This window comes from Profundibacter sp. (assembly GCF_965277155.1).
In the GTDB taxonomy this organism is placed as follows: Bacteria; Pseudomonadota; Alphaproteobacteria; order Rhodobacterales; family Rhodobacteraceae; genus Profundibacter.
The window spans coordinates 88,103-108,605 of the sequence record NZ_CBDIBV010000014.1; the positions used below are offsets into that span (position 1 = coordinate 88,103).

General features: G+C 58.6%; 19 protein-coding genes. 7 read left to right on the forward strand and 12 right to left on the reverse strand.

Annotation, left to right across the window (positions count from 1 at the left end; translation table 11 throughout):
* The first annotated feature begins 170 nt into the window (after positions 1–170).
* Positions 171–1,226, forward strand: a complete 1,056-nt coding sequence (locus ACQY4M_RS21270) for an IS5 family transposase (RefSeq protein ID WP_428542130.1) — start codon at positions 171–173, stop codon at positions 1,224–1,226.
* 69 nt (positions 1,227–1,295) lie between these two features.
* On the opposite strand, the gene ACQY4M_RS21275 is transcribed toward ACQY4M_RS21270, so the two are convergent.
* From ACQY4M_RS21275 to ACQY4M_RS21285, 3 genes are all read right to left on the reverse strand, one after another.
* Positions 1,296–1,586 carry a hypothetical protein gene (locus ACQY4M_RS21275; RefSeq protein ID WP_428548494.1) on the reverse strand — a complete coding sequence of 97 codons (291 nt, stop codon included), beginning with the start codon at positions 1,584–1,586 and terminating at the stop codon, positions 1,296–1,298.
* A gap of 143 nt (positions 1,587–1,729) precedes the next feature.
* Complete coding sequence (locus ACQY4M_RS21280) at positions 1,730–2,332, reverse strand: nicotinate-nucleotide adenylyltransferase (RefSeq protein ID WP_428548498.1); 603 nt, start codon at positions 2,330–2,332, stop codon at positions 1,730–1,732.
* Positions 2,333–2,354: 22 nt separating this feature from the next.
* Positions 2,355–2,924 (reverse strand): hypothetical protein, encoded by a 570-nt coding sequence (locus ACQY4M_RS21285; RefSeq protein WP_428548501.1) that lies wholly within the window; start codon positions 2,922–2,924, stop codon positions 2,355–2,357.
* 164 nt (positions 2,925–3,088) lie between these two features.
* On the opposite strand from ACQY4M_RS21285, the gene ettA reads away from it, so the two are divergent.
* The gene (gene ettA, locus ACQY4M_RS21290) at positions 3,089–4,744 is read left to right on the forward strand and encodes an energy-dependent translational throttle protein EttA (protein WP_428548504.1); all 1,656 of its coding nucleotides are present in this window, start codon (positions 3,089–3,091) and stop codon (positions 4,742–4,744) included.
* A gap of 114 nt (positions 4,745–4,858) precedes the next feature.
* On the opposite strand, the gene ACQY4M_RS21295 is transcribed toward ettA, so the two are convergent.
* The 4 genes from ACQY4M_RS21295 to ACQY4M_RS21310 all read right to left on the reverse strand — a co-directional run bounded on the left by ACQY4M_RS21295 (position 4,859) and on the right by ACQY4M_RS21310 (position 7,549).
* Positions 4,859–5,113, reverse strand: coding sequence for a transposase (locus tag ACQY4M_RS21295; RefSeq protein WP_428548507.1), 255 nt, complete (start codon positions 5,111–5,113; stop codon positions 4,859–4,861).
* Positions 5,114–5,137: 24 nt separating this feature from the next.
* Positions 5,138–5,380 carry a transposase gene (locus ACQY4M_RS21300; RefSeq protein ID WP_428548510.1) on the reverse strand — a complete coding sequence of 81 codons (243 nt, stop codon included), beginning with the start codon at positions 5,378–5,380 and terminating at the stop codon, positions 5,138–5,140.
* Positions 5,381–5,441: 61 nt separating this feature from the next.
* On the reverse strand, positions 5,442–6,368 hold the full coding sequence (gene argF / locus ACQY4M_RS21305; protein ID WP_428548513.1) for an ornithine carbamoyltransferase: 927 nt from the start codon (positions 6,366–6,368) through the stop codon (positions 5,442–5,444).
* Positions 6,365–7,549 (reverse strand): aspartate aminotransferase family protein, encoded by a 1,185-nt coding sequence (locus ACQY4M_RS21310; RefSeq protein ID WP_428548516.1) that lies wholly within the window; start codon positions 7,547–7,549, stop codon positions 6,365–6,367. The genes argF and ACQY4M_RS21310 overlap by 4 nt, the downstream gene beginning before the upstream one ends.
* Positions 7,550–7,750: 201 nt before the next feature.
* Between ACQY4M_RS21310 and ACQY4M_RS21315 the strand changes: the two genes are divergently transcribed.
* The 3 genes from ACQY4M_RS21315 (at position 7,751) to ACQY4M_RS21325 (ending at position 9,862) form a co-directional block, all read left to right on the forward strand.
* The gene (locus tag ACQY4M_RS21315) at positions 7,751–8,365 is read left to right on the forward strand and encodes an ABC transporter ATP-binding protein (RefSeq protein WP_428548519.1); all 615 of its coding nucleotides are present in this window, start codon (positions 7,751–7,753) and stop codon (positions 8,363–8,365) included.
* Complete coding sequence (locus ACQY4M_RS21320) at positions 8,362–9,174, forward strand: ABC transporter permease (RefSeq protein ID WP_428548522.1); 813 nt, start codon at positions 8,362–8,364, stop codon at positions 9,172–9,174. The genes ACQY4M_RS21315 and ACQY4M_RS21320 overlap by 4 nt, the downstream gene beginning before the upstream one ends.
* Positions 9,175–9,298: 124 nt before the next feature.
* Positions 9,299–9,862: a GcrA family cell cycle regulator gene (locus ACQY4M_RS21325; RefSeq protein WP_428548525.1), complete on the forward strand. Its 564-nt coding sequence runs from the start codon at positions 9,299–9,301 to the stop codon at positions 9,860–9,862.
* A gap of 207 nt (positions 9,863–10,069) precedes the next feature.
* Here the strand turns inward: ACQY4M_RS21325 and ACQY4M_RS21330 are convergent, their stop codons facing one another.
* From ACQY4M_RS21330 to ACQY4M_RS21345, 4 genes are all read right to left on the reverse strand, one after another.
* Positions 10,070–12,094 carry an AsmA family protein gene (locus ACQY4M_RS21330; RefSeq protein WP_428548528.1) on the reverse strand — a complete coding sequence of 675 codons (2,025 nt, stop codon included), beginning with the start codon at positions 12,092–12,094 and terminating at the stop codon, positions 10,070–10,072.
* 65 nt (positions 12,095–12,159) lie between these two features.
* Positions 12,160–13,356 carry a 5-demethoxyubiquinol-8 5-hydroxylase UbiM gene (ubiM, locus tag ACQY4M_RS21335; RefSeq protein WP_428548531.1) on the reverse strand — a complete coding sequence of 399 codons (1,197 nt, stop codon included), beginning with the start codon at positions 13,354–13,356 and terminating at the stop codon, positions 12,160–12,162.
* Between the two features lie 163 nt (positions 13,357–13,519).
* On the reverse strand, positions 13,520–14,635 hold the full coding sequence (locus ACQY4M_RS21340) for an OmpP1/FadL family transporter (protein ID WP_428548534.1): 1,116 nt from the start codon (positions 14,633–14,635) through the stop codon (positions 13,520–13,522).
* Positions 14,636–14,718: 83 nt separating this feature from the next.
* On the reverse strand, positions 14,719–15,945 hold the full coding sequence (locus ACQY4M_RS21345) for an IS256 family transposase (RefSeq protein ID WP_428539582.1): 1,227 nt from the start codon (positions 15,943–15,945) through the stop codon (positions 14,719–14,721).
* 346 nt (positions 15,946–16,291) lie between these two features.
* On the opposite strand from ACQY4M_RS21345, the gene rimO reads away from it, so the two are divergent.
* Entirely contained in the window at positions 16,292–17,662 is a 1,371-nt protein-coding gene (rimO, locus tag ACQY4M_RS21350) for a 30S ribosomal protein S12 methylthiotransferase RimO (RefSeq protein WP_428548537.1), read from the forward strand.
* Positions 17,663–17,946: 284 nt separating this feature from the next.
* Positions 17,947–20,151 carry a DUF255 domain-containing protein gene (locus tag ACQY4M_RS21355; RefSeq protein ID WP_428548540.1) on the forward strand — a complete coding sequence of 735 codons (2,205 nt, stop codon included), beginning with the start codon at positions 17,947–17,949 and terminating at the stop codon, positions 20,149–20,151.
* Here the strand turns inward: ACQY4M_RS21355 and ACQY4M_RS21360 are convergent.
* Entirely contained in the window at positions 20,148–20,501 is a 354-nt protein-coding gene (locus ACQY4M_RS21360; protein ID WP_428548543.1) for a YigZ family protein, read from the reverse strand. The genes ACQY4M_RS21355 and ACQY4M_RS21360 overlap by 4 nt on opposite strands.
* Between the last annotated feature and the right edge of the window lie 2 nt (positions 20,502–20,503).

The window sequence follows — 20,503 nt, forward strand, 5'->3', positions numbered from 1 at the left end:
CCCCCTTCCGGGGTGGTTTGTTCAAAGTAAATATATCCGGGATACCGGGATTCGGGATGGCTCGTTTGGTGGCAATGGCACGCTATATTCAGAAGACCTCTGCATAACATCGGGATTCCCCCGGGTTGGCCGTTTTGGTAAGCTAGCCGGGAAATCTCTGGGGTGAATAGATGGACCTTTTCCTGCACGAAGCGGCGGCACGGATCGGCGCGGATGACGTTCTGTCGAAGATCGACGCGCTGATGGATTGGAACTCGTTTTTGCCGATCCTGCGGCGCGGTCTGGGGCGCTCGGGGATCGGGCCTCAGGGCTATGATCCGCTGGTTCTGTTCAAGTGTCTTCTGGTTGGCCAGTGGCACGGGCTGAGCGACCCGAAGCTGGAGCGGGCCTTGAAGGTGCGGCTGGATTTCATGCTGTTCTGCGGGCTCGATCTGCACGCGTCGGTGCCGGATGAGACGACCCACTGCCGGTTCCGCAATGCGCTGGTCCGGGGTGGCGTTTACGATGAGCTGCTGGCCGAGGTCTGCCGCCAGATCGAGGCGCATGGGCTGAAGCTGAAAGAGGCTGAGGCGGCGATCATTGATGCGACCCTGATCGCGGCGGCGGCGCGCCCGCGCACCCATATCGACGCCCCGCAGGACCGGGCAGAGGACCGGGCAGAGGACGGGGCAAGGGAAGGGACGCCGGATGATCCGCCCGAGGTCTCACCCGACGGGGCACAGCTGCATTTCAGCGCCGACCCTGATGCCCGCTGGGTCAAGAAGGGCCGCAAGAGCACGCTCGGCTACAAGGGCTTTGCCCGCTGCGACGAAGAGGGCTTTATCGACAAGGTGCACACCACGCCCGCCAATGCCGCCGAAAGCCCCGAATTCGCCACCATGATCGCGGGCGCAAAGGCGCAGCGGGTGCTGGCCGACAAGGCCTATGCGAGCAAGGCCAACCGCCAGATGCTGCGCGGCAAATACCGCGACGGCATCCTGCGCAAGGCAGCGCGCGGCCGCCCCCTGCGGCAATCGGAGAAACGCTTCAACCGGCTGATTTCGAAACGCCGCTTCCGCATCGAGCAGACTTTCGGCACGATGAAACGCCTCTTCGGCCTGCAGCGGGCGAGATATTTCGGGCGCGCCAGGGTGCATGCCCAGATGGTCATGGCCGCCATCGCGCAAAACCTGCTCAAGGCCGCAAACAGGATCACCCTCAACCCGCAAACCCCCGCAATCGCATAGCCCCAAACCCCGCCACCCGTCTGTCCGCCGGACCCGCAGGGGCGCAAGGTGGGCGGCCGAAATCTTGCTTCAACCGAAAGCCATGGCCTCATGCAGAGGTCTTTCAAAGGTTACCTTGCCTGCCGGAATGACTGTCGTGTTAACAGTAACGCCCATCACATCAGTTGAGCGGTCATCATCGTTACCGATGATGTGGTCGTCCACCATATCCATTGTTTCTAACGAATCCCACAGGAATACATGCAGCGTTGTGTCGGCAAATGCCGGCGCCGCCATTCCGGCTGTTGCCAGAACCGCCGCCGCAATCAAATTCTTACTCATTTTTTTATTCACCTTGAAATTGCCAAATGATGTATCCACCGCATGACAAGACTTCATTGCTAAATTGCTATCGCGTGCAATATGATAAGTGGCAAAAAACCATAGGGTTAGCCAATCAACTTATTGCGTAAACCATAGTTTTATATCAAAAGATTACGGCCATTTTCCGCCAATGCATGTGGCTATTTAATCCACCCACCCCGCGCCCGTATCTGGGTCGAGGACACATCCACCATCGGCACATTGATGAAACACCACGCAGGCGGCGGGCTATCCGCCAGTATCCCCGCCTGCGCGCCACGCAACCGATACCCCTCGTACCGCTTGGCCGCCTTGGACATCCGCGCCGACGTCCGGTCACCGGGTCGCGCAATTATCCCGACGGGCACGTTTTCCATAATCCATTCCCAGTGCTGCCAGCGATGGAATTGCGGCAGATTATCCGCCCCCATCAGCCAGACAAACTTTACACCGCGCCGCCGTGCAAATATCGCCTGCAAGGTTTCAGCGGTATACCGCGTCCCTACCCGCGCCTCGAAATCCGTCACCTTGATCCGTGGATGGTCCGAGATCGCCCGACAGGCCGCCAACCGCTTCTCCATCGCCGCGGGTGCATCCTGTTTCAACGGATTGCCCGGCGACACCAGCCACCACACCTGGTCCAGATTGAACCGCTTTAACGCCGCCCTGGAAATATGCACATGCCCCCTGTGCGGCGGGTCGAATGATCCGCCCAGCAGGCCGATGCGCTGGCCAGCGGCTGCGAATGGAAGTTTGTCGCTCATCCGGTTTCCGACCTTGCAGGCTTTACGAACATTTCATGTAGCCTTTCAGCAGGTCACGCCATACCTTTTGCGGACGAAACCCTCTGACCAGCCCGTTTCCCTCACGACCGGTAAAGGCTGTAATGCCATGCTGAATCATATAAGTCGGATGATATTTCGGTGGTCCCTGCCGTTTCATCAGAGCGCAGAATGCCTTGTGACGAGGGGAATTGTTCCCCCCGAATTTATTAAATGCCGCTTGTAGTTTCTTTAGCCGCGTTGACCCCAGCGTATTCCTGATATTTATCCCCAATACGTCGCCGGCCTGATGCGCCGTACGGTCCTTTACCCGCTTGGTATCATAAGCCGCACGCAGTTGCATCAGGATGAACAGATCAACCGCAGTATCATAATCTTTTCTGTCGGCGCATTTCACTACAGCCACCGCCAGATCGGCAGGAGTATACTCGCGCCGAGCATCCTTTAACGGGACACAACCCACTTTATGCGTCGGCGCCAGATTTCCGTCAGCTTCATAGTTGATAACCTGCGAATTTGCCTGTAATGGCAAAAAGCACAGCATAAACAGCAAAGAAAAATATTTCATAATCATTCCTCCCAGAGCGTTGCCCCATAAACCCCGCATCACCGGTGGGACCACAGCATGGATACCGGATGATCGGCAATTCGTCGAGATGTGCTATTCAAATGATTGCCCAGCGGCGTCTGGTTGGGTATCAAAGCCTTCAACACCAGATTCCCATTCAGGAGCACCCCATGGCAGCCTATCAATACGTTTACTTTATGGACGGCGTGTCCAAAACCTATCCCGGCGGCAAGAAATGCTTTGAAAACATCCGGCTGAATTTCCTGCCCGGCGTGAAAATCGGCGTGGTCGGGGTGAATGGCTCGGGTAAATCCACCCTGATGCGGATCATGGCTGGGATCGACAAAGATTTCACCGGCGAAGCATGGGCCGCCGAGGGCGCGAAAATCGGCTATTTGCCGCAAGAACCGCAACTGGACCCGTCGCTGGACGTGCGCGGCAATGTGATGCTGGGCGTGGCCGACAAAAAGGCCATTCTGGACCGCTATAACGAACTGGCCATGAATTACTCGGACGAAACCGCCGACGAAATGGCCAAGCTGCAAGACGAGATCGACGCGCAGAACCTGTGGGATCTGGATGCGCAGATCGACGTCAGCATGGAGGCCCTGCGCTGCCCCCCCGATGACGCCGATGTCTCGACCCTTTCGGGCGGCGAGCTGCGCCGCGTTGCCCTGTGCAAGCTGCTGCTGGAAGCGCCCGACATGCTGCTGCTGGACGAACCAACCAACCACCTTGACGCCGAAACCATCGCCTGGCTGCAACAGCACCTGATGGATTACAAGGGCACCATCCTGATCGTCACCCATGACCGCTATTTCCTTGATGACATTACCTCGTGGATTCTGGAACTGGACCGCGGTCAGGGCATCCCGTGGGAAGGCAACTATTCAAGCTGGCTGGAGCAAAAGGCCAAACGCCTGTCGCAAGAGGCGCGCGAGGATAAGTCCCGCCAGAAAACACTGGAGCGCGAGCTGGAATGGATGCGAGCCAGCCCCAAGGCCCGTCACGCCAAATCCAAGGCCCGTATCAACGCTTATAACGACATGGCCAACATGTCCGAGCGCGAGAAAATGGGCCGCGCGCAGATCATCATCCCCAACGGCCCGCGCCTTGGCAACAAAGTGATCGAGGTCGAGGAGCTGAAAAAGGCGATGGGGGACAAACTTCTGGTCGAAGACCTCAGCTTCTCCCTGCCGCCCGGCGCGATTGTCGGGGTGATCGGCCCCAATGGTGCGGGTAAAACCACACTGTTCCGGATGTTGACCGGGCAGGAAAAACCGGACGCCGGCACGGTGGAATACGGTGACACGGTGCAGCTGTCCTATGTCGATCAATCCCGCGACGATCTGGACGATAACGCGACTGTGTGGGAGGCGATTACCGACAGTCAGGACATCATTATGCTGGGGGACGCCGAAATGAATTCCCGCGCCTATTGCTCGGCGTTCAATTTCAAGGGCGGCGATCAGCAGAAAAAGCTGGCCATGCTGTCGGGTGGTGAACGCAACCGCGTGCATATGGCCCGTCTGCTGCGGTCGGGCGGCAACGTGCTGCTGCTCGATGAGCCGACCAATGACCTTGACGTCGAAACCCTGCGCGCGCTCGAAGACGCCTTGGTCGATTTCGCCGGCTGCGCTGTTGTCATCTCGCACGACCGGTTCTTCCTTGACCGGATTTGCACGCATATTCTGGCGTTTGAGGGCGACGCGCATGTGGAGTGGTTCGAGGGCAACTTCGAGGACTATGAAGAGGACAAGAAACGCCGGTTGGGTGCAGACGCGCTGGAGCCAAAGCGGGTGAAGTTCAAGAAGTTTGTGAGGTAGGGTGGGCGGTTCCGCGCCCAAGCGCGGGTTCGCTCACCATTCTGAACAATCACAAACGGTGGGCGAACCTGCGGCTGCGCCACAGAACCGCCCACCCTACACCATCGCCCAAATTCAGGCGCTTTGTTTTGTTTCCAGATCGCCACCCCACTCCGGTGAAACCATCCCGCGTGCAATTTCCCGATGGATTGACGAATAAGACCAATCCACAGCGCGTTCGACAAACCCGTGTTTCACCGGATTGCCCCAACAATATTCCACATGATTTCGATAATCGCGTTCATCACGGATCAAATGCTCCCAAAACCGCCGCTGCCAGATGCCCTTTTCCCGCTTTGCCACCAAACTTGGACGCTGCGGTGCTTTCATGCCAATCCGGTGCGAGAACCGCCCTTAGATCAATCGCCACCGCGTGGAAAAATCCGCATCCCCCTTGGGTAACGTCCAGACCGCGTGGATATGGTCCGGCAAAACCACCATCGCGTCACACACAAACGGCCGCTCGGCCATTGTGGCCAAAAATGCCGCCCGTAGATCGTCAATCCGCTCGACCAACAGATCCCCGCCCCGACGGGCAAGGTTCACGCTAAAGAAATAACTGGCTCCGGTCACACGGGCGCGGCGATAGTTTGACATGACCGCACCTTCGCACGGTCATGGTAAAGGCAGGGTTAATTCGCGCCCAACTGGATGCGCTCTAAACCCCCAGACACCACCGCATCACGGCCTTTTGCGCATGCAGACGGTTCTCGGCCTCGTCAAAGATCACCGACTTTTCACCGTCCATCACTGATGATGTCACCTCTTCATCCCGATGCGCGGGCAGGCAGTGCATGAATAGGGCGTCATCCTTGGCCTGCTCCATCAGATGGTCGTTCACCTGATAGGGTTTCAACAGATTGTGGCGGCGTTGGCGGGTCGACTGGCTGTCGTGCATCGAAACCCAGGTATCGGCCACCACCAGATCGGCCCCCTGCACCGCCTTTTCGGCGTCCCGTTCAATCACCACATTCACGCCCTTGCTGCGGGCAAGGTCCACGAATTCGGCTTCGGGATCCAGCGACGGCGGTCCGGCAAAGGTGAAGTCGAACCCGAACTGCCCCGCCGCATGCAGGAAGGAGGCGCAGACATTGTTGCCATCCCCCGTCCAGACCACTTTCTTGCCTTTGATCGGGCCGTTGTGTTCCTCAAACGTCATCACATCGGCCATGATCTGGCAGGGATGCGTGCGGTTGGTCAGCCCGTTGATCACCGGCACATCGGCGTATTCGGCCAGCTCCTGCAACACGGATTCCTCGAAGGTGCGGACCATGATCATATCCACATAGCGCGACAGAACCCGCGCGGTGTCGGCGATGCTTTCGCCATGGCCCAACTGCATATCGGCACCCGACAGCACCAGCGTTTCACCGCCCATCTGCCGCACGCCCACGTCAAAGGAAACCCGCGTGCGCGTTGACGGTTTTTCAAAAATCAGCGCCACGATGCGGTTTTTCAACGGCTGTTCCGCGTCCGGCGTGCCCTTGGGCAGGCCTTTGCGGGCCTCTTTCATGTCGCGTGCCTGATTGATCATGCCCCTCAAGGCGTCAGCATCAGTTGTGTGAATATCCAGAAAATGGTTCATGATTTCAATCCTTTGGAAACTTCGCTTGCCGCCTTGTCCAACCGCGCAACACCTTCGGCAATGTCTTCGTCGGGGATGTTCAGCGCGGGCAAAAGCCGCACCACATTATCCGCCGCCGGCACAATCAATACTTCGGCCCCGTAGGCCGCGTTGATCACATCCATGTTGGGCACCTTGCATTTCAACCCCAGCATCAGGCCGGAACCGCGCACAGCTTCGAACACATCGGGGTGTGATGCAACCAGCCCTTCCAGCGACTGGCGCAAGGTGCCTGCCTTGCGGTTCACATCGGCCAGAAATTCATCGGTGGCAACAATCTCCATCACCGCATTTCCCACCGCACAGGCCAGCGGGTTACCGCCATAGGTCGAGCCATGCGTGCCCGCCGTCATGCCCGATGCGGCATCTTCGGTTGCCAGCAGCGCGCCCAGCGGAAAGCCCCCGCCGATGCCCTTGGCCACCAGCATGATGTCGGGCGCAACGCCTGCCCATTCATGGGCAAACAGCTTGCCGGTGCGCCCCATGCCGCACTGGATTTCGTCCAGCACCATCAACGCGCCCACCTCGTCACAGGCATCGCGCAAGCCCTTCAGGCAGGCATCCGGCAACGGGCGGATACCGCCCTCGCCCTGAACAGGTTCGACAATCACCGCCGCCACGGTGTCATCCATCTCCGCCGCCAATGCCTCGTGATCACCAAACGGCAATTGCACGAAGCCCGGCAATAGGGGGCCAAAGCCTTTGGTCATCTTCTCGGACCCCGCAGCGGCAATCCCTGCCGCCGAACGCCCGTGGAACGAGCCTTCAAAGGCGATAATCTTGACCCGCTCGAGCTGGCCCTTTTCGAACCAATATTTACGCACCATCTTGATTGCCAATTCGCAAGCCTCGGTGCCGGAATTGGTGAAAAACGCGGTGTCGGCGAATGTGGCCGCAACCAGCCTGTCGGCCAGCGCCTGTTGCTGTGGAATTTCATAGAGGTTCGACGTGTGCCAAAGCGCTTGCGCCTGATCGGTCAGCGCGCCAACCAAAGCGGGGTGTGCATGGCCCAGAACATTCACCGCGATGCCTGCACCGAAATCCAGAAATCGGCGTCCGTCTGCCTCGATCAACCAGCTACCTTCGCCTTTGACGAAAGAAAGGGGTGCCCGGTTATAAGTCGGCAAAACAGAGGGTATCATAGCAAAGTTCCTTTAGAAGAAGCCCTTGGGTGGCGCAAAGCCGGGGGCATGTCAATATTTTAGGAAGAGGTGTGCCGCATGGCACGGGATTAAACACGACCCGGCGGGCCGAAAATGCTAGATTAGCGTCGGCGTCGGTTGCACTGGGCGATATTCGGGCGTTTAATCATGGGGAACGTCTTAGCGAAGGATTGCCCACCTGTGAACCCCGAAAATCCCCTGCTGAAGGTGCGTGCCCTGACCCGCCTGATGATCGGCCCCGTCAGTTTTGGCGTGGGCGCGGGGGAATGTGTGGCGATCACGGGGCCGTCCGGCACCGGCAAATCGGTGCTGCTGCGCGCGATTGTCGATCTGGACCCGAACGACGGACAGGTGCAGGCCGGCGATGTGATCCGCGCCGATGTGCCCGCACCCGACTGGCGCAAAACCGTCGCCATGCTGCCAGCCGAAAGCGGCTGGTGGCTGGATCATGTCGCCCCGCATTTTCAGGCGCCGGACAAGATACGCGGCCAACTGCCCCTTGTCGGCCTGCCCGAAACCGCGATGGAATGGGAGGTCGCCCGCCTCTCGACCGGCGAAAAACACCGCCTTGCCCTGTTGCGCTGTCTGGAGGGCAACCCAAAGGTTTTGCTGCTGGACGAACCCACGGCAGCGCTGGACCATAACACCACCCTGCAAATCGAAGCCCTGCTGAAACAGCAACTGGACAAAGGCACCGCCATCCTGATCGTCACCCATGACGCAGCACAGGCCAAACGGCTGGCCCACCGTATCCTGCATCTGGAAGATGGCCAATTGCATCAGGTGGCCGCATGAGCAGCTATATCGCCCTGACATACACCGATCTGCTGCTGGCTTCGATCTTCCTTGTGATCAACGGGCTGCTGTCGCTGTGGCTGCACCTTGGGCTGGAACGCAAACTGGCCATCGCCGCGGTGCGTATGGTGGTGCAACTGATACTGGTCGGGCTGCTGCTGAAAAGCCTGTTTTCGATCCTCTCTCCGTGGCTGACCCTGCTGGTTGCCACATCAATGGTGCTGTTCGCGGGCCGCGAGGTCTGGGCACGGCAGGACCGCAAACTGCGCGGCCTCTGGGGCTTTGGCATCGGCACGGGGGCGATGGCCTTTGCCGGGGCGGGGATCACGGTGATTGCCCTGACCACGATGATAGGCTCGGACCCGTGGTGGACGCCACGCTTTGCCCTGCCGGTGCTGGGGATGGTGCTGGGCAACACGATGAACGGCATATCGCTGGCGCTGGACGCGCTGCACACAGGCATCAGCCGCGAACGGGTGTCGATCGAGGCGCAACTGCTTCTGGGCCAAACCCGCTGGTCCGCCCTGCGCCCCGTGCTGCGCCGCGCCCTGCGTTCGGGTTTCATGCCGATCATAAATGCCATGGGCGCGGTCGGCATCGTATCCCTGCCCGGCATGATGACGGGTCAAATCCTGTCCGGCGTGGACCCGACCGAAGCGGTGAAATACCAGCTTCTGGTGATGTTCCTGATTGGCGGGGCAACGGGGCTGGGGGTGCTGGCAGCGACATTCGGCTCGGTCTGGCGCTTGACGGATGAGCGCGACCGGCTACGTCTGGAACGACTAACCAAACCCAAAGAGTCCACCTGACACCATGGCGCTTGTATCCTGCGCACGGGCCGTATATAATGCCAGCAACAGAATTCTACCAGAGTGGTCGTTGGAACGGGGCAAGCCTGCCTGCGCCACGGCCATTTTCAGTTAAGGAAAACAGATGTCCTGGACAGATGAACGCGTTGCAACGCTGACCAAAATGTGGGGCGAAGGCCAATCCGCTAGCCAGATCGCCAAGGAACTGGGCGGCGTGACCCGTAATGCCGTGATCGGCAAGGTGCACCGCCTTGGCCTGTCCAACCGTGCTACCAGCGGCAGCAAGGGTGGGGCCAAACCGAAAGCCGCGGCAAAACCTGCCGCCGCCCGCACTGCCAAACCGGCGGCCAAAGCCAAACCGAAAGCCGCGCCCGCCAATGCGGCGCCAAAACCTGTCCTGCCCCCGCGCAAGGCAATCATTCCGGCCGGCCAACCCTTGCCGCCACAACCTTCGGCAAACGAAATCAGTCCCGAAGCGCTGGCCACCGTGCGCGAAGTGGAAAAGAAAGCCAAAAAGATCGGCCTGATGGAACTGACCGAACGCACTTGCAAATGGCCGATTGGCGATCCGGCAACCGACGAATTCTGGTTCTGCGGTCTGCCATCGGAACCGGGCAAGCCCTATTGCGAAGCACATGTTGGCGTGGCCTTCCAGCCGATGTCTGCCCGCCGAGATCGCCGGCGCTGATTATCGCAGCCATTCAATTGAGATTACAAAAAACCCGCAGGAATAACCTGCGGGTTTTTTGTTGGATATTCCGGATATTTCCAAGTTGGACGAAAGAACCACTAAACCGGTTTAGTGGTTCTTTTAAGAAGCCGTTTTCAGCATTTATCCCAACGCCTTATCCGCCATTCAGGTTGTGCAGATTGCCCTAATTATTCCCCAGCAAATTCAGCAACCCCCGCTTGGCCTCTTCCTCCAGCTTGCGCTTTGCCGCATCCTCGATGCTTTCGCCGTCCTGCGTCTCGACCCCAGCGCATCTTTCGCCCGCTGTTCAGCCGCCGCCCGTTCAGCATCCAGCCGTTCTTGCAAGGCCGCCTTCTCGGCGTCTAACCGCGCTTGAGCTGCCGCTTTCTCGGCGGCAAGTTTGGCCTCCAACGCTGCTTTCTCGTCTGCAAGATTCTGGTCAATCAGCCCTTTCAGGTCAGGCCGGAATTTCGGGTTGGCCCATGTGCCGGTAATCAGCACTGGAACTGAGATACCGCCATTTCCATCCTCGTCCGCCAAGGCCACAGGATTGATCCGGTAATTCAGCGTCTGTGTGCCGATCCCCACTTCTCCGGAACCATCCGCCCGCGCCAGCGGGGCCACAAAGGACAGATCGTCATTATACAATACCCCGTCTTTCATCGTGAAGGTGGCACCAATGGAATTAAACACCGTCTTCTGCCCCTCGCCACGATAGGACGCATCCAGATTTCGCAGCATTCCTGCCAGATCAAGGCCCAGAATTTCCCCCTGTCCCAAAGTGAACGACCCATCCCCCGACAGGCTACGCATAATCGCATCAACCGTATTGCCAACCCCCAGAAATTTAACCCGCAGATCACCAACAGCAATCAATCGCTCGTAATCGGCCAAATCCATCAGCAAAGGCTGCATCGCTATATGGGCAACCTTCAGATCACCACCGACCGACAGCCCGCCGCGTCCGTTCATTACAAACTGGCCGCTGACAACCCCTTGATAGGCCTGCACCTTGTGCAACTCGAACACCGCCCGCGACCGGTCCAGTTTCACCGCCACACTGGACGGGCCCAGCTTGACCGTGCCCAGATCAATCGCATTGGCAACCAACCCGACATCGGCATCCACCGTTGATAACGCACTAACGTCGATCACATCCTTTGGCCAACCTGTCGAGGTCTCGACCGCCGCGCCGGTTTCATTATCCACACTGGCCGCAAGAACCGAAAAATCCAGCGCATCGGCCTTGAATTGGCCTTTCACAAGCGGGCGCTCCTTACCGGCGATGAAAACGTCAACCGCACCGGTCAGCACATTTTGGTCCAGACTAATCGCCCCGTTGCGCAAATGCGCAGTGCCCTGCGCCGTATAGGTCACATCCCCCGACAGTTTCGCCGTGCGCCCCATGCCTTTGGGCAGGTCCGGTGCGTCCATCCCCAGCGCTCCGAATAGCGCGGCCATATCCGCCAGATCGGCATCCACTTTCCCCTCGGCCGCAAAGGGTGAAATACCGGCCTTGCCGTCAAAGGCGATTGTGCTGCCGCCAGTTTTGATCGACGCTGTAAGTGCACTTACGCCGCCATTAAGAAACTTGCCGAAATTTGCAACAGTTGTGTCCAGCGCAATCGCCTGGCCGTGCATCCGTGTGGACAGGGATATATCCCCCTGCCCCGCGAAATCCGGCAGATGCAGATCGATATCCAGATCGCTTAGAACCGTCTTTTCGCCGCTGGCATGATCAATATAGGTCAGCTTGCCGCCCCGCACCAAGCCACGCCCCAGCGTAAACGCCGGAATGGCACCGCCGCCCGATGACGCCCCCGCCGGTGCCGCAGTGGCCCCTGCCGGAGTCATCTCCCAATTTGCACGCCCGTCTTTGGCAACCTCAAGCAGGATCGTCGGCGAGATCACCTCGACCTTTTTGATCTTCACGTCTCCCCCGAACAGCGCCATCAGGTCCACCCCGATGCTCAGCCCTTCGGCCCGCAACATCGGCTCGCCACCGGCCCAGTCGGCATTGGCAATCGTCACCGGCCCTGTCCGGACCCCTAATAGCGGATAGATCGAGGTGCGCACATCGCCTGTAATGTCCATCTGCCGGCCTGTCGCGGCCTCGAACTGGTCTTCGGCGAATTTGGCGATCCTGTCACCGGGCATGAACAGCAATGCCGTCACCCCTACAATGATCAGGATAAATACAACTAGGATAAACCGAAGGATCAGGCGCACAATAACTCTCCTGCGTTACAAGAACATGCTTTCAAACTAGGTGCCCGATGCCGTGCGCTCAAGCCCTATTTGGCGTGCTGTTCGATATGGGTCAGCTGGTGCAGAATACGCTTCTTGACCGGCGGCAGGAAATTCCCCACCCGCAGCGCCACATCCCGCAACAGGCGGGCCGGAACCGATGTGTCGGTATACAGTTTCACCAGCGCATTGGTGCCGTGATACAGCGGCAGCACCGCCCGACGGTGTGCCGATTCATAGCGTTTCAGACCTGTCATAGCACCGATATCGGTCAGATTGCGCACGGCTTCCTCGATCTGGTCGGACAACAGCTTGGCCCCGCTTAAACCCAGATTAAACCCATGCGCGGTAACCGGATGCATCCCCACAGCCGCATCCCCCACCAGCGCGAAACGGGTGGTGACGAATTGCTTGGCCAGAACCCCGACCAATGGATAAGGGTGGCGTTTGGTGACCAAAGTCATCTTACCCAGTTTGCCGCCGAACCGTTGGGCAATATCCGCGGCAAAAGCCTCGGGTGCCATATTCAGAACCGCATCGGCATTGGCCGTAGGCAGCGTCACAACCACAGAGGATTTATTGCCATACATCGGCAGGATCGCAAGCGTCTGGTCGTAAAAGAAACACTCGGTCGCGGTGTCCTCATGGGGCAACTCGTGCTCCATCTCGCAGACAATCACAACACGGCCGAAATCCAGACTGTTGGCCGCGATCCCCATCTTGCGACGTGTACCGGAAAAACGGCTGTCTGCCGCCACAACCAGCGCCGCCGTCAGCGTGGTGCCATCGGCCAGACCGACGGTGCCTTCGGTGGTGTTGGTGGCAACCGAAACCACTTCGCTTTCGCACAGCAGGGTCAGGTTTGGCTGATCCTGAACCGCCTTATATGCCGATTGCCGGATCAAATGGTTCGGCACAATCCGCCCCAGATAATCCGCCCCCGATCCGCGACTATCGAAATGCAGCGAAAACGGCGATTTGCCATTCACCACCTTGGCGTCGCGAATGGTGCCGATCTGGTCCTCGGGGATATGCGCCCACATGCCCAGATCTTTCATCAGCTTTTCCGACGTATGCGTCAGCGCAATATCGCGCCCGTCCTCGGGCGGATTGGCCAGCACGGCCTCGCTCTGCATCTCGACAATCGCGATTTGCAAACCGCTACCCGACAGGGTGCGGGCAAGGGACAGGCCTGCGGGGCCTGCGCCGATAATAACGATGTCAAAATTGCGGGGAGCGGTCATCGGAAAGCATCCTTTGTGAAAGCGGTATCGAACGACAGTGCCAGACTCATATGGCGCTTGAAATGACGTATATCAACGGAGGCAGGGTTTTTCCACTGTGTCCAACGCGAAAAAGGGGGCGCCAATTAGACGCCCCCTTAATCACATCCATCTTGAAACGATGTTAGAACTTGCGTGTCCAACCCACCGAAACGCTGAACTGGCTCATATCAAGCGTGATCGGGCCACCTGTTACAGTGTTCTCTGGCGCATATTCGATTGCAAAATCAATTGAATTGCTGGGGTTGAACGAATAGGTGCCGCCAACTGTCAGGTGATGGGTTACAACACCAGGAGCAAGAATACCCAACGATACATCTTCGGGCCCAACCGGATTTTCCGAATAGGCATACCCTGCACGCCATGTCATCGTGTCGTTGGCTTTGTATTCCATACCCAGTTTAAGAACGTTGATATCGTCCCAGCCGAAACCGGCACCACCGGGGGCACCGAATGGCCCCGCATTTACTGCGTTTGAAATCGCATCCACACCGGAATAGAAAATCCGCTGCACATCCAGCATCATCGTCAGTTTTGAATTCGCCTTATAGGCAAGCCCTGCCGTAATCGATCCGGGAATATCAAATTCGCCGCGATTTTCGAACAAGCCTGCGTATTTGTCGAACTTCGTCATGTTCATCTTGGAACTGGCCGACAGACCCAGACTCAACTGTGGTGAGGCCTCATAAACGATACCGGCACGCAACCCACCACCATAGGACCAGTCACGACCCGAACCGAACGGTAGTCCGTTTGCACGGAATGTTTGGATGACTAAAGTTGGTGAAATCCCCCAAGACAGGTTGCCCGATTTCCCAGCATAGGTTGCCGAAATAAACATCTGGCTCAGATCAATGCCCGTCGGGGTCGCTCCAAACACCGGGGCGGGGTAATCCGTGTTCATGCCCCCATTGCCATAGACCGAAATATTGAACACTTTTCCGTTGTCCAACGGCTTGTTATAGGAAAAATTCGGTACCGGGAAATAATTCGAGTTACTTTCAACGCGCAGCCCGCCCATCGTGAAACCACGGTTCGGACTGAAGATATCCAGCCCGAATTGCATCTCGTGCCCCACATTTGCGGCGTTGGCCGGGTTCAGCGTGGCCGACATGGCCTCGTAGCCATAGGCAACACCCGTGCCCCCCATCGCCCGTTGATTTGTACTGAACCCCAGTGCGAACATCCCTTCGGTTGCCATCGCCGGTGATGCCAAAATCATTGCTGTTGTAAGCGTCATCCCTAAACGGCGACCCGGGTTGTGTCTCGAAAGTGGTGGAAATTGATTTCAGGCACCTCCGAGCGGGTTGAGTTATGCGCCGGTCAGGCGGCTTGGTCAAGGGTTGCGTCGGCGACGGGCTGAGCGAGCGTTTCCCAGCCATCGACCTTTCGCATGACGATCTGCCCCGAGGCCATCAGAGCCCAAAGCAGCATCGGCACGGTCTCGGCGCATGGCAGCACGGTCTGGGTCTTGATGCGGCGGCGGAATTCCTCGTTCAGGCGTTCGATCGCATTTGTCGTTCTGGCCGATTTCCACTGGCCTTGTGGCAGACGCGTGAAGGTGAAAAGCTTATCTCCTGCTTCTTCCAAGCTGTCAGCGACGGCCTTGCATTTCAGCCGCCATTTTCGCAGAAATGCCTTGCGGCGGGTGGCGATTTCCTCGGGTGTTTTGGCGTAGATCATGTCGCGGTAATCTTCTGTCAACTCATCATGCATACGCTTGGGTGCCTTGGCCAGAAGGTTGCGGTGCTTGTGCACCGTGCACCTCTGGATCGGCAGATCTTCACCCCAGAGGGCAATGAGAGCGACCTCAAGTCCCGGTGCCCCGTCCACGATGACAAATTCGGGCCGTTTCAACCCGCGCGCATCCAGATCGTTGATGAACTGACGCCAGGCGGAGGTGCTTTCGCCGCCCATGTTCATCAGTGATAACAAGACCTTCTGCCCATCCCGGCGCACGCCAATCGCGGCCAGAACCGAGATATTGGTGGCCTTCCTGTCAATCCGCGTTTTGATCACGGTGCCGTCCAGGATCAGCCGCACGATGTCTTCATCCGCAAGGCTGCGGGCGCACCACGCCTGCCAGTCCACCTTCACCTTGCGCCAGGCGCGGCTCACCACATCCTTGCTGACCGCCCCCTGAAACAGGCCGAACAGGGCGCGTTTTACCCGCCGTGTGTTGGTGCCCGAAAGGTAGACAGCAGCGATCAGCGCCTCGGCCTTCTTCGTCAGCCGCTGGTAGCGGGGCAATGCCTTCGAGCGCCATTCTCTGGCCTTGCCGGCCTCGCCTGTGATCCGCGCACGCGGCACGCGCACCGTTTCGGTTCCAAATGTTCCGACCAGTTGCCGCTCGCGATGCCCGTGGCGGTATCCGGCCTTTGCCCCGCCGCTGCGGCCATACCGGCAACGGCCCAGAAACTGCTCCAGCTCCTCTTCGAAAACCGCCTCGATCGTCGCGCGGATGTTCTGGCGCAGCCGGTCTTCAATCGGGTCATAGCCTGCTTCATTGGCCAGTAGCGCGGATGTCGATGTTGCTGTATTCTTTGTCATGGCGTGATCTCCTTGGCGGTTCCAGCCGCCGGTTGGGTGGCTTCGATGCACCCGGAGATTACGCCGTCCTCGAATTTCCACCAAACTCGCGACACTACCGCGACCCGTTTGTCCTAGCTGTTTTTTCAATTGTCTTCCTCCCTGAATTGCGGTCTCTTTTGTCCGACCGCGACATATTGCCAGCCACAATTCAGCCTTGCCCCCTTTGAGTCAAATTCTTTTATCTAGATGTCAAAGTAATCCACGGAAATGTGTTCAGATTAGCCCATTTCCCCCGCATTTCGCTTCCAAATCGCGTAAAAAACGGGCATTAGAAAACTCCCGCACTCTTTCAGGCCCGCTCGACATGTCCCAGAACCCACCTTCCTTGCGCCCCGACCTTGCGCCCCGTGCCCGCATCGATGAACCGGCCCGCGAGGGGCAGCCGCGCATCGGTATGGTCTCGCTTGGCTGCCCCAAGGCGCTGGTGGATAGTGAGCGCATCCTGACCCACCTGCGCGCCGAGGGGTACGCCATTTCCCCCGACTACACCGGTGCCGATGCGGTGATCGTCAACACCTGCGGCTTTCTGGATTCCGCCAAAGCCGAAAGCCTGGACGCCATCGGCGAGGCCCTGCGCGAAAACGGTCGCGTCATTGTCACCGGCTGTCTGGGGGCCGAACCCGATTACATCCGCACCCACCACCCGCAAATCCTTGCCGTCACCGGCCCGCACCAATACGAACAGGTGCTGGACGCAGTGCACACCGCCGTGCCGCCCGCGCCCGATCCCTATATCGACCTGCTGCCCGCATCCGGCGTATCCCTGACCCCGCGCCACTACAGCTATCTGAAGATTTCCGAGGGCTGCAACCACGCCTGCAAATTCTGCATCATCCCCGACATGCGCGGCCGCCTTGCCTCGCGCCCCGCCTTTGCGGTGATGCGCGAGGCGGAAAAGCTGGTCGAGGCCGGTGTGAAGGAGCTGCTGGTGATCTCGCAGGATACCTCGGCCTACGGCCTTGACCTGAAATATGCCGAGGAAAAGGGTCACCGCGCCCATATCACCGATCTGGCCCGCGATCTGGGCAGCCTTGGCGCCTGGGTGCGCCTGCACTATGTCTACCCCTACCCCCATGTGCGCGAGTTGATCCCGCTGATGGCGGACGGGCTGATCCTGCCCTATCTGGACATCCCGTTCCAGCACGCCCATCCCGATACGCTCAAACGCATGGCCCGCCCCGCCGCCGGTGCCAGAACGCTGGACGAAATCGCCGCGTGGCGCGACATCTGCCCCGACATCACCCTGCGCAGCACCTTCATCGTCGGCTACCCCGGCGAAACCGAAGCCGAGTTCCAGACTCTGCTGGACTGGTTGGATCAGGCGCAACTGGACCGCGTCGGCTGCTTCCAATACGAAAACGTCAAAGGCGCGCGTTCGAATGCGCTGCCGGACCACGTGGCAGACGAGGTGAAACAGGACCGCTGGGACCGGTTCATGGTGAAAGCCCAAGCCATTTCCGAGGCCAAATTGGCCGCCAAAGTCGGCAAGGTGATGCAGGTGATCGTCGACGAGGTAGACACAGACGCCGCCACCTGCCGCACCATGGCCGACGCGCCCGAGATCGACGGGAACCTGTTTATTGACGAGGGGTTCGAAGGGTTGAAGGCGGGGGATATTGTGACGGTGGAAGTGGACGAGGCTGGGGAGTATGATTTGTGGGGGAAGGTGATTTGAGGAAGGCGCGGTGAAAATGGTGGGTTGAAACCCACCCTACACCACCGCAAGCCCGTAGGGTGGTGTTCACCCCACCACTGAACCACCACCTCATTTTGCAAAATACCGGACAGGGGCAAACGCCGCAATCCTCCACACCCCATGTCATCCCCGCACACGCGGGGACCTCTCGCCGCAAACGTCACCCTAACTACGATCCCCGCTTTCGCGGGGATGACACCCCAAAGACCACCTCACCCAATCGTCACCTGACAAGCCCGTTCCCCACCGCTATGCTCAACCCCATGCGTATATTTCTCTCCCTCCTCCTGATCCTGATCGCCTCGCAAACCTTTGCAAAAAACCGGTTGGCACAGGAATCCTCGCCCTATCTGCAACAGCACGCGGACAACCCCGTGGACTGGTATCCGTGGGGACCGGAAGCGCTGGAAAAGGCGAAGGCCGAGGGGAAAATGATATTTCTGTCAATTGGTTACGCCTCTTGCCATTGGTGCCATGTGATGGAGGCCGAAAGCTTCGAGGATGAGGAAATCGCCGCCTATCTGAACGAACATTTCGTCAGCATCAAAGTGGACCGCGAACGCCGCCCCGATCTGGACGAACAGTTTATGCTGGTCACATCCGCCCTGACCGGCAGTTCCGGTTGGCCCAATTCCGTGTTCCTGACCCCCGATGCCGAACCCTTCTTTGCCGGCACCTATTTCCCGCCCGATGCCTTCTTGCAAACCCTTGAAACCATTGTAGATGTTTGGAAAACCGACAATGCCGCCCTGCGAACCGAGGCCTTTACCATATCCCAGCGCCTGCGCGATTATCTGGACCAGACATCGGTTCTGGGCGATGTCACCGACGCCGACATAAACGCCGCCGCAACGGCGATGCTGGGCAATCTGGACGATTTCAACGGCGGTTTTGGCACCGCCCCGAAATTCCCGCGTGAAAACGTGCTGCTGTTCCTGCTGGATCAGGCCGAACGCAGCGGCGATACCGCCCTGATGCAGGCCGTCACCCTGACGCTGGACGGCATGGTGCGTGGTGGAATCCACGACCACGTTGGCGGCGGGTTTCACCGTTATGCAACCGATCCGGAATGGAACATCCCGCATTTTGAAAAAATGTTGTATAATCAGGCGCTTATTGGTCGTATTCTGTTGCGCGCCTATTCCGCCACCAGCAACCCCGACTACGCCCGTGCCGCCACGCGCACGATGGATTATATACTGCGTGACATGCGCAGTCCCGAAGGTGCCTTTTACGCCGCACAGGATGCGGATTCCCTTAATGCCGAGGGCCAAGACCAAGAAGGCGCATTCTACCTTTGGACACAAGAGCAGGTTAAGCAAACCCTTGGCCCCGAAGCCACCGCTATCATTGACGTTTTTAACATTACAAAAGACGGTAATTTCGAAGGGGCAAGCGTCTTGCACACCTCCGAAACCCCGCTAAAGGCAATATCCGGCGGGGATGGAATGATTGCCCAACGCTCGTTCAGGGGTCTGCTGGGGATGCTGAACAATGCCCGCAACAATCGCGCTAAACCGCTGACCGACAAAAAGATCGTTCTGCCCTGGAATGCCGAAATGATCATAACACTGGCCGAAGCCAGCCGTGTTCTGGGTCGCGCGGATTACGGCGAAGCGGCTGTTCAGGCTACAGAATTCATGCTGCAAAATATGTGGCCCGACGATGGGCTGAAACGCATCTTGTATCAGGGGGCGGCAAACACCAATGCCCATCTGGTCGATTACGCCGCCCTTGGCCGTGCCCTGCTGGCGCTTGACGATTACCTTGGCGGGGCGGATTCCGACTGGCTGGGGATAGCAGACAAGCTGGCCGCCGATATGCTAACCCTGTTTTCCGACGAAGGTCAGGCGATGCGAATGAACGCGCAAACGGTGGGTCTTGGCCCCATGCGCCCGCTGGACGATAACGAAATTGCGTCTGGAAATGCACAGGCACTGGAGTTGCTGGCAGGCCTTGATCGCCGTTTGGCCCGCACAGGCGAGGCCGCGCCGAAACTAGCTGCCGCATTGGCCGTTGATGCGATCAACGCACCGGGGCAACGGGCGGCAACGCTGGTTGCAATTGAAACACAGCGCAACGGGCTGACAGGTGCAATGCAGGTGTCAAACGGTGGTGCTGTTCGGGTGTTTGCATCGCTGGGGCCCAAAGGCAAGCAACTGCTGTTGAGTGTGGAGCCACGCGAGGGTTGGCACATAAACGCGCACAAGCCGCTTGAGGATTATCTGATCGGTATGGAATTGGCCGTGGGGGAAACACCTGCCCCCCTAACCGCCTATCCCAAGGCCGAAATCAAGGAACTGGGGTTTAGTAATAAACCCTTGTCACTGTATGACACGTCTTTTGTCATGGCCGCCCCGATTGTGAAAACCGGCGACAAACCTGTCACCGTCCGTCTGACCCTTCAAGCCTGCAATGACGAAGTGTGCCTGCCTCCCGATGACATGCTGTTTCGGGTCTGGCCCTAACGGCGCAATTGCTCCAGATAGTATTTCACGCAGGTTTGCACATGGCGAAATCTGTCCCCGCCCAATTTCACCCCGCCATACCAACGGGTCACAACGATGATGTGGTTTTGCAGCCCCTCGCGCTCCAGCATCCGCAAGATCACCATGCCCGCGCCGCTTTCCCCGTCGTCGTTCTTGACCGGCCCCTCGGGCAGTAACGCAGCCCATGTATTATGGGTTGCACGTGCATATTTCTTGTCCCGTTTCAGTGCCTTGATAAAGGCCTTGGCGGTGGCACGATCAACAACAGGGCCGCCGCACACCGCATATTTGGATCCTTTGTCACTGACTACATTTTCAAATTGCAGCACGC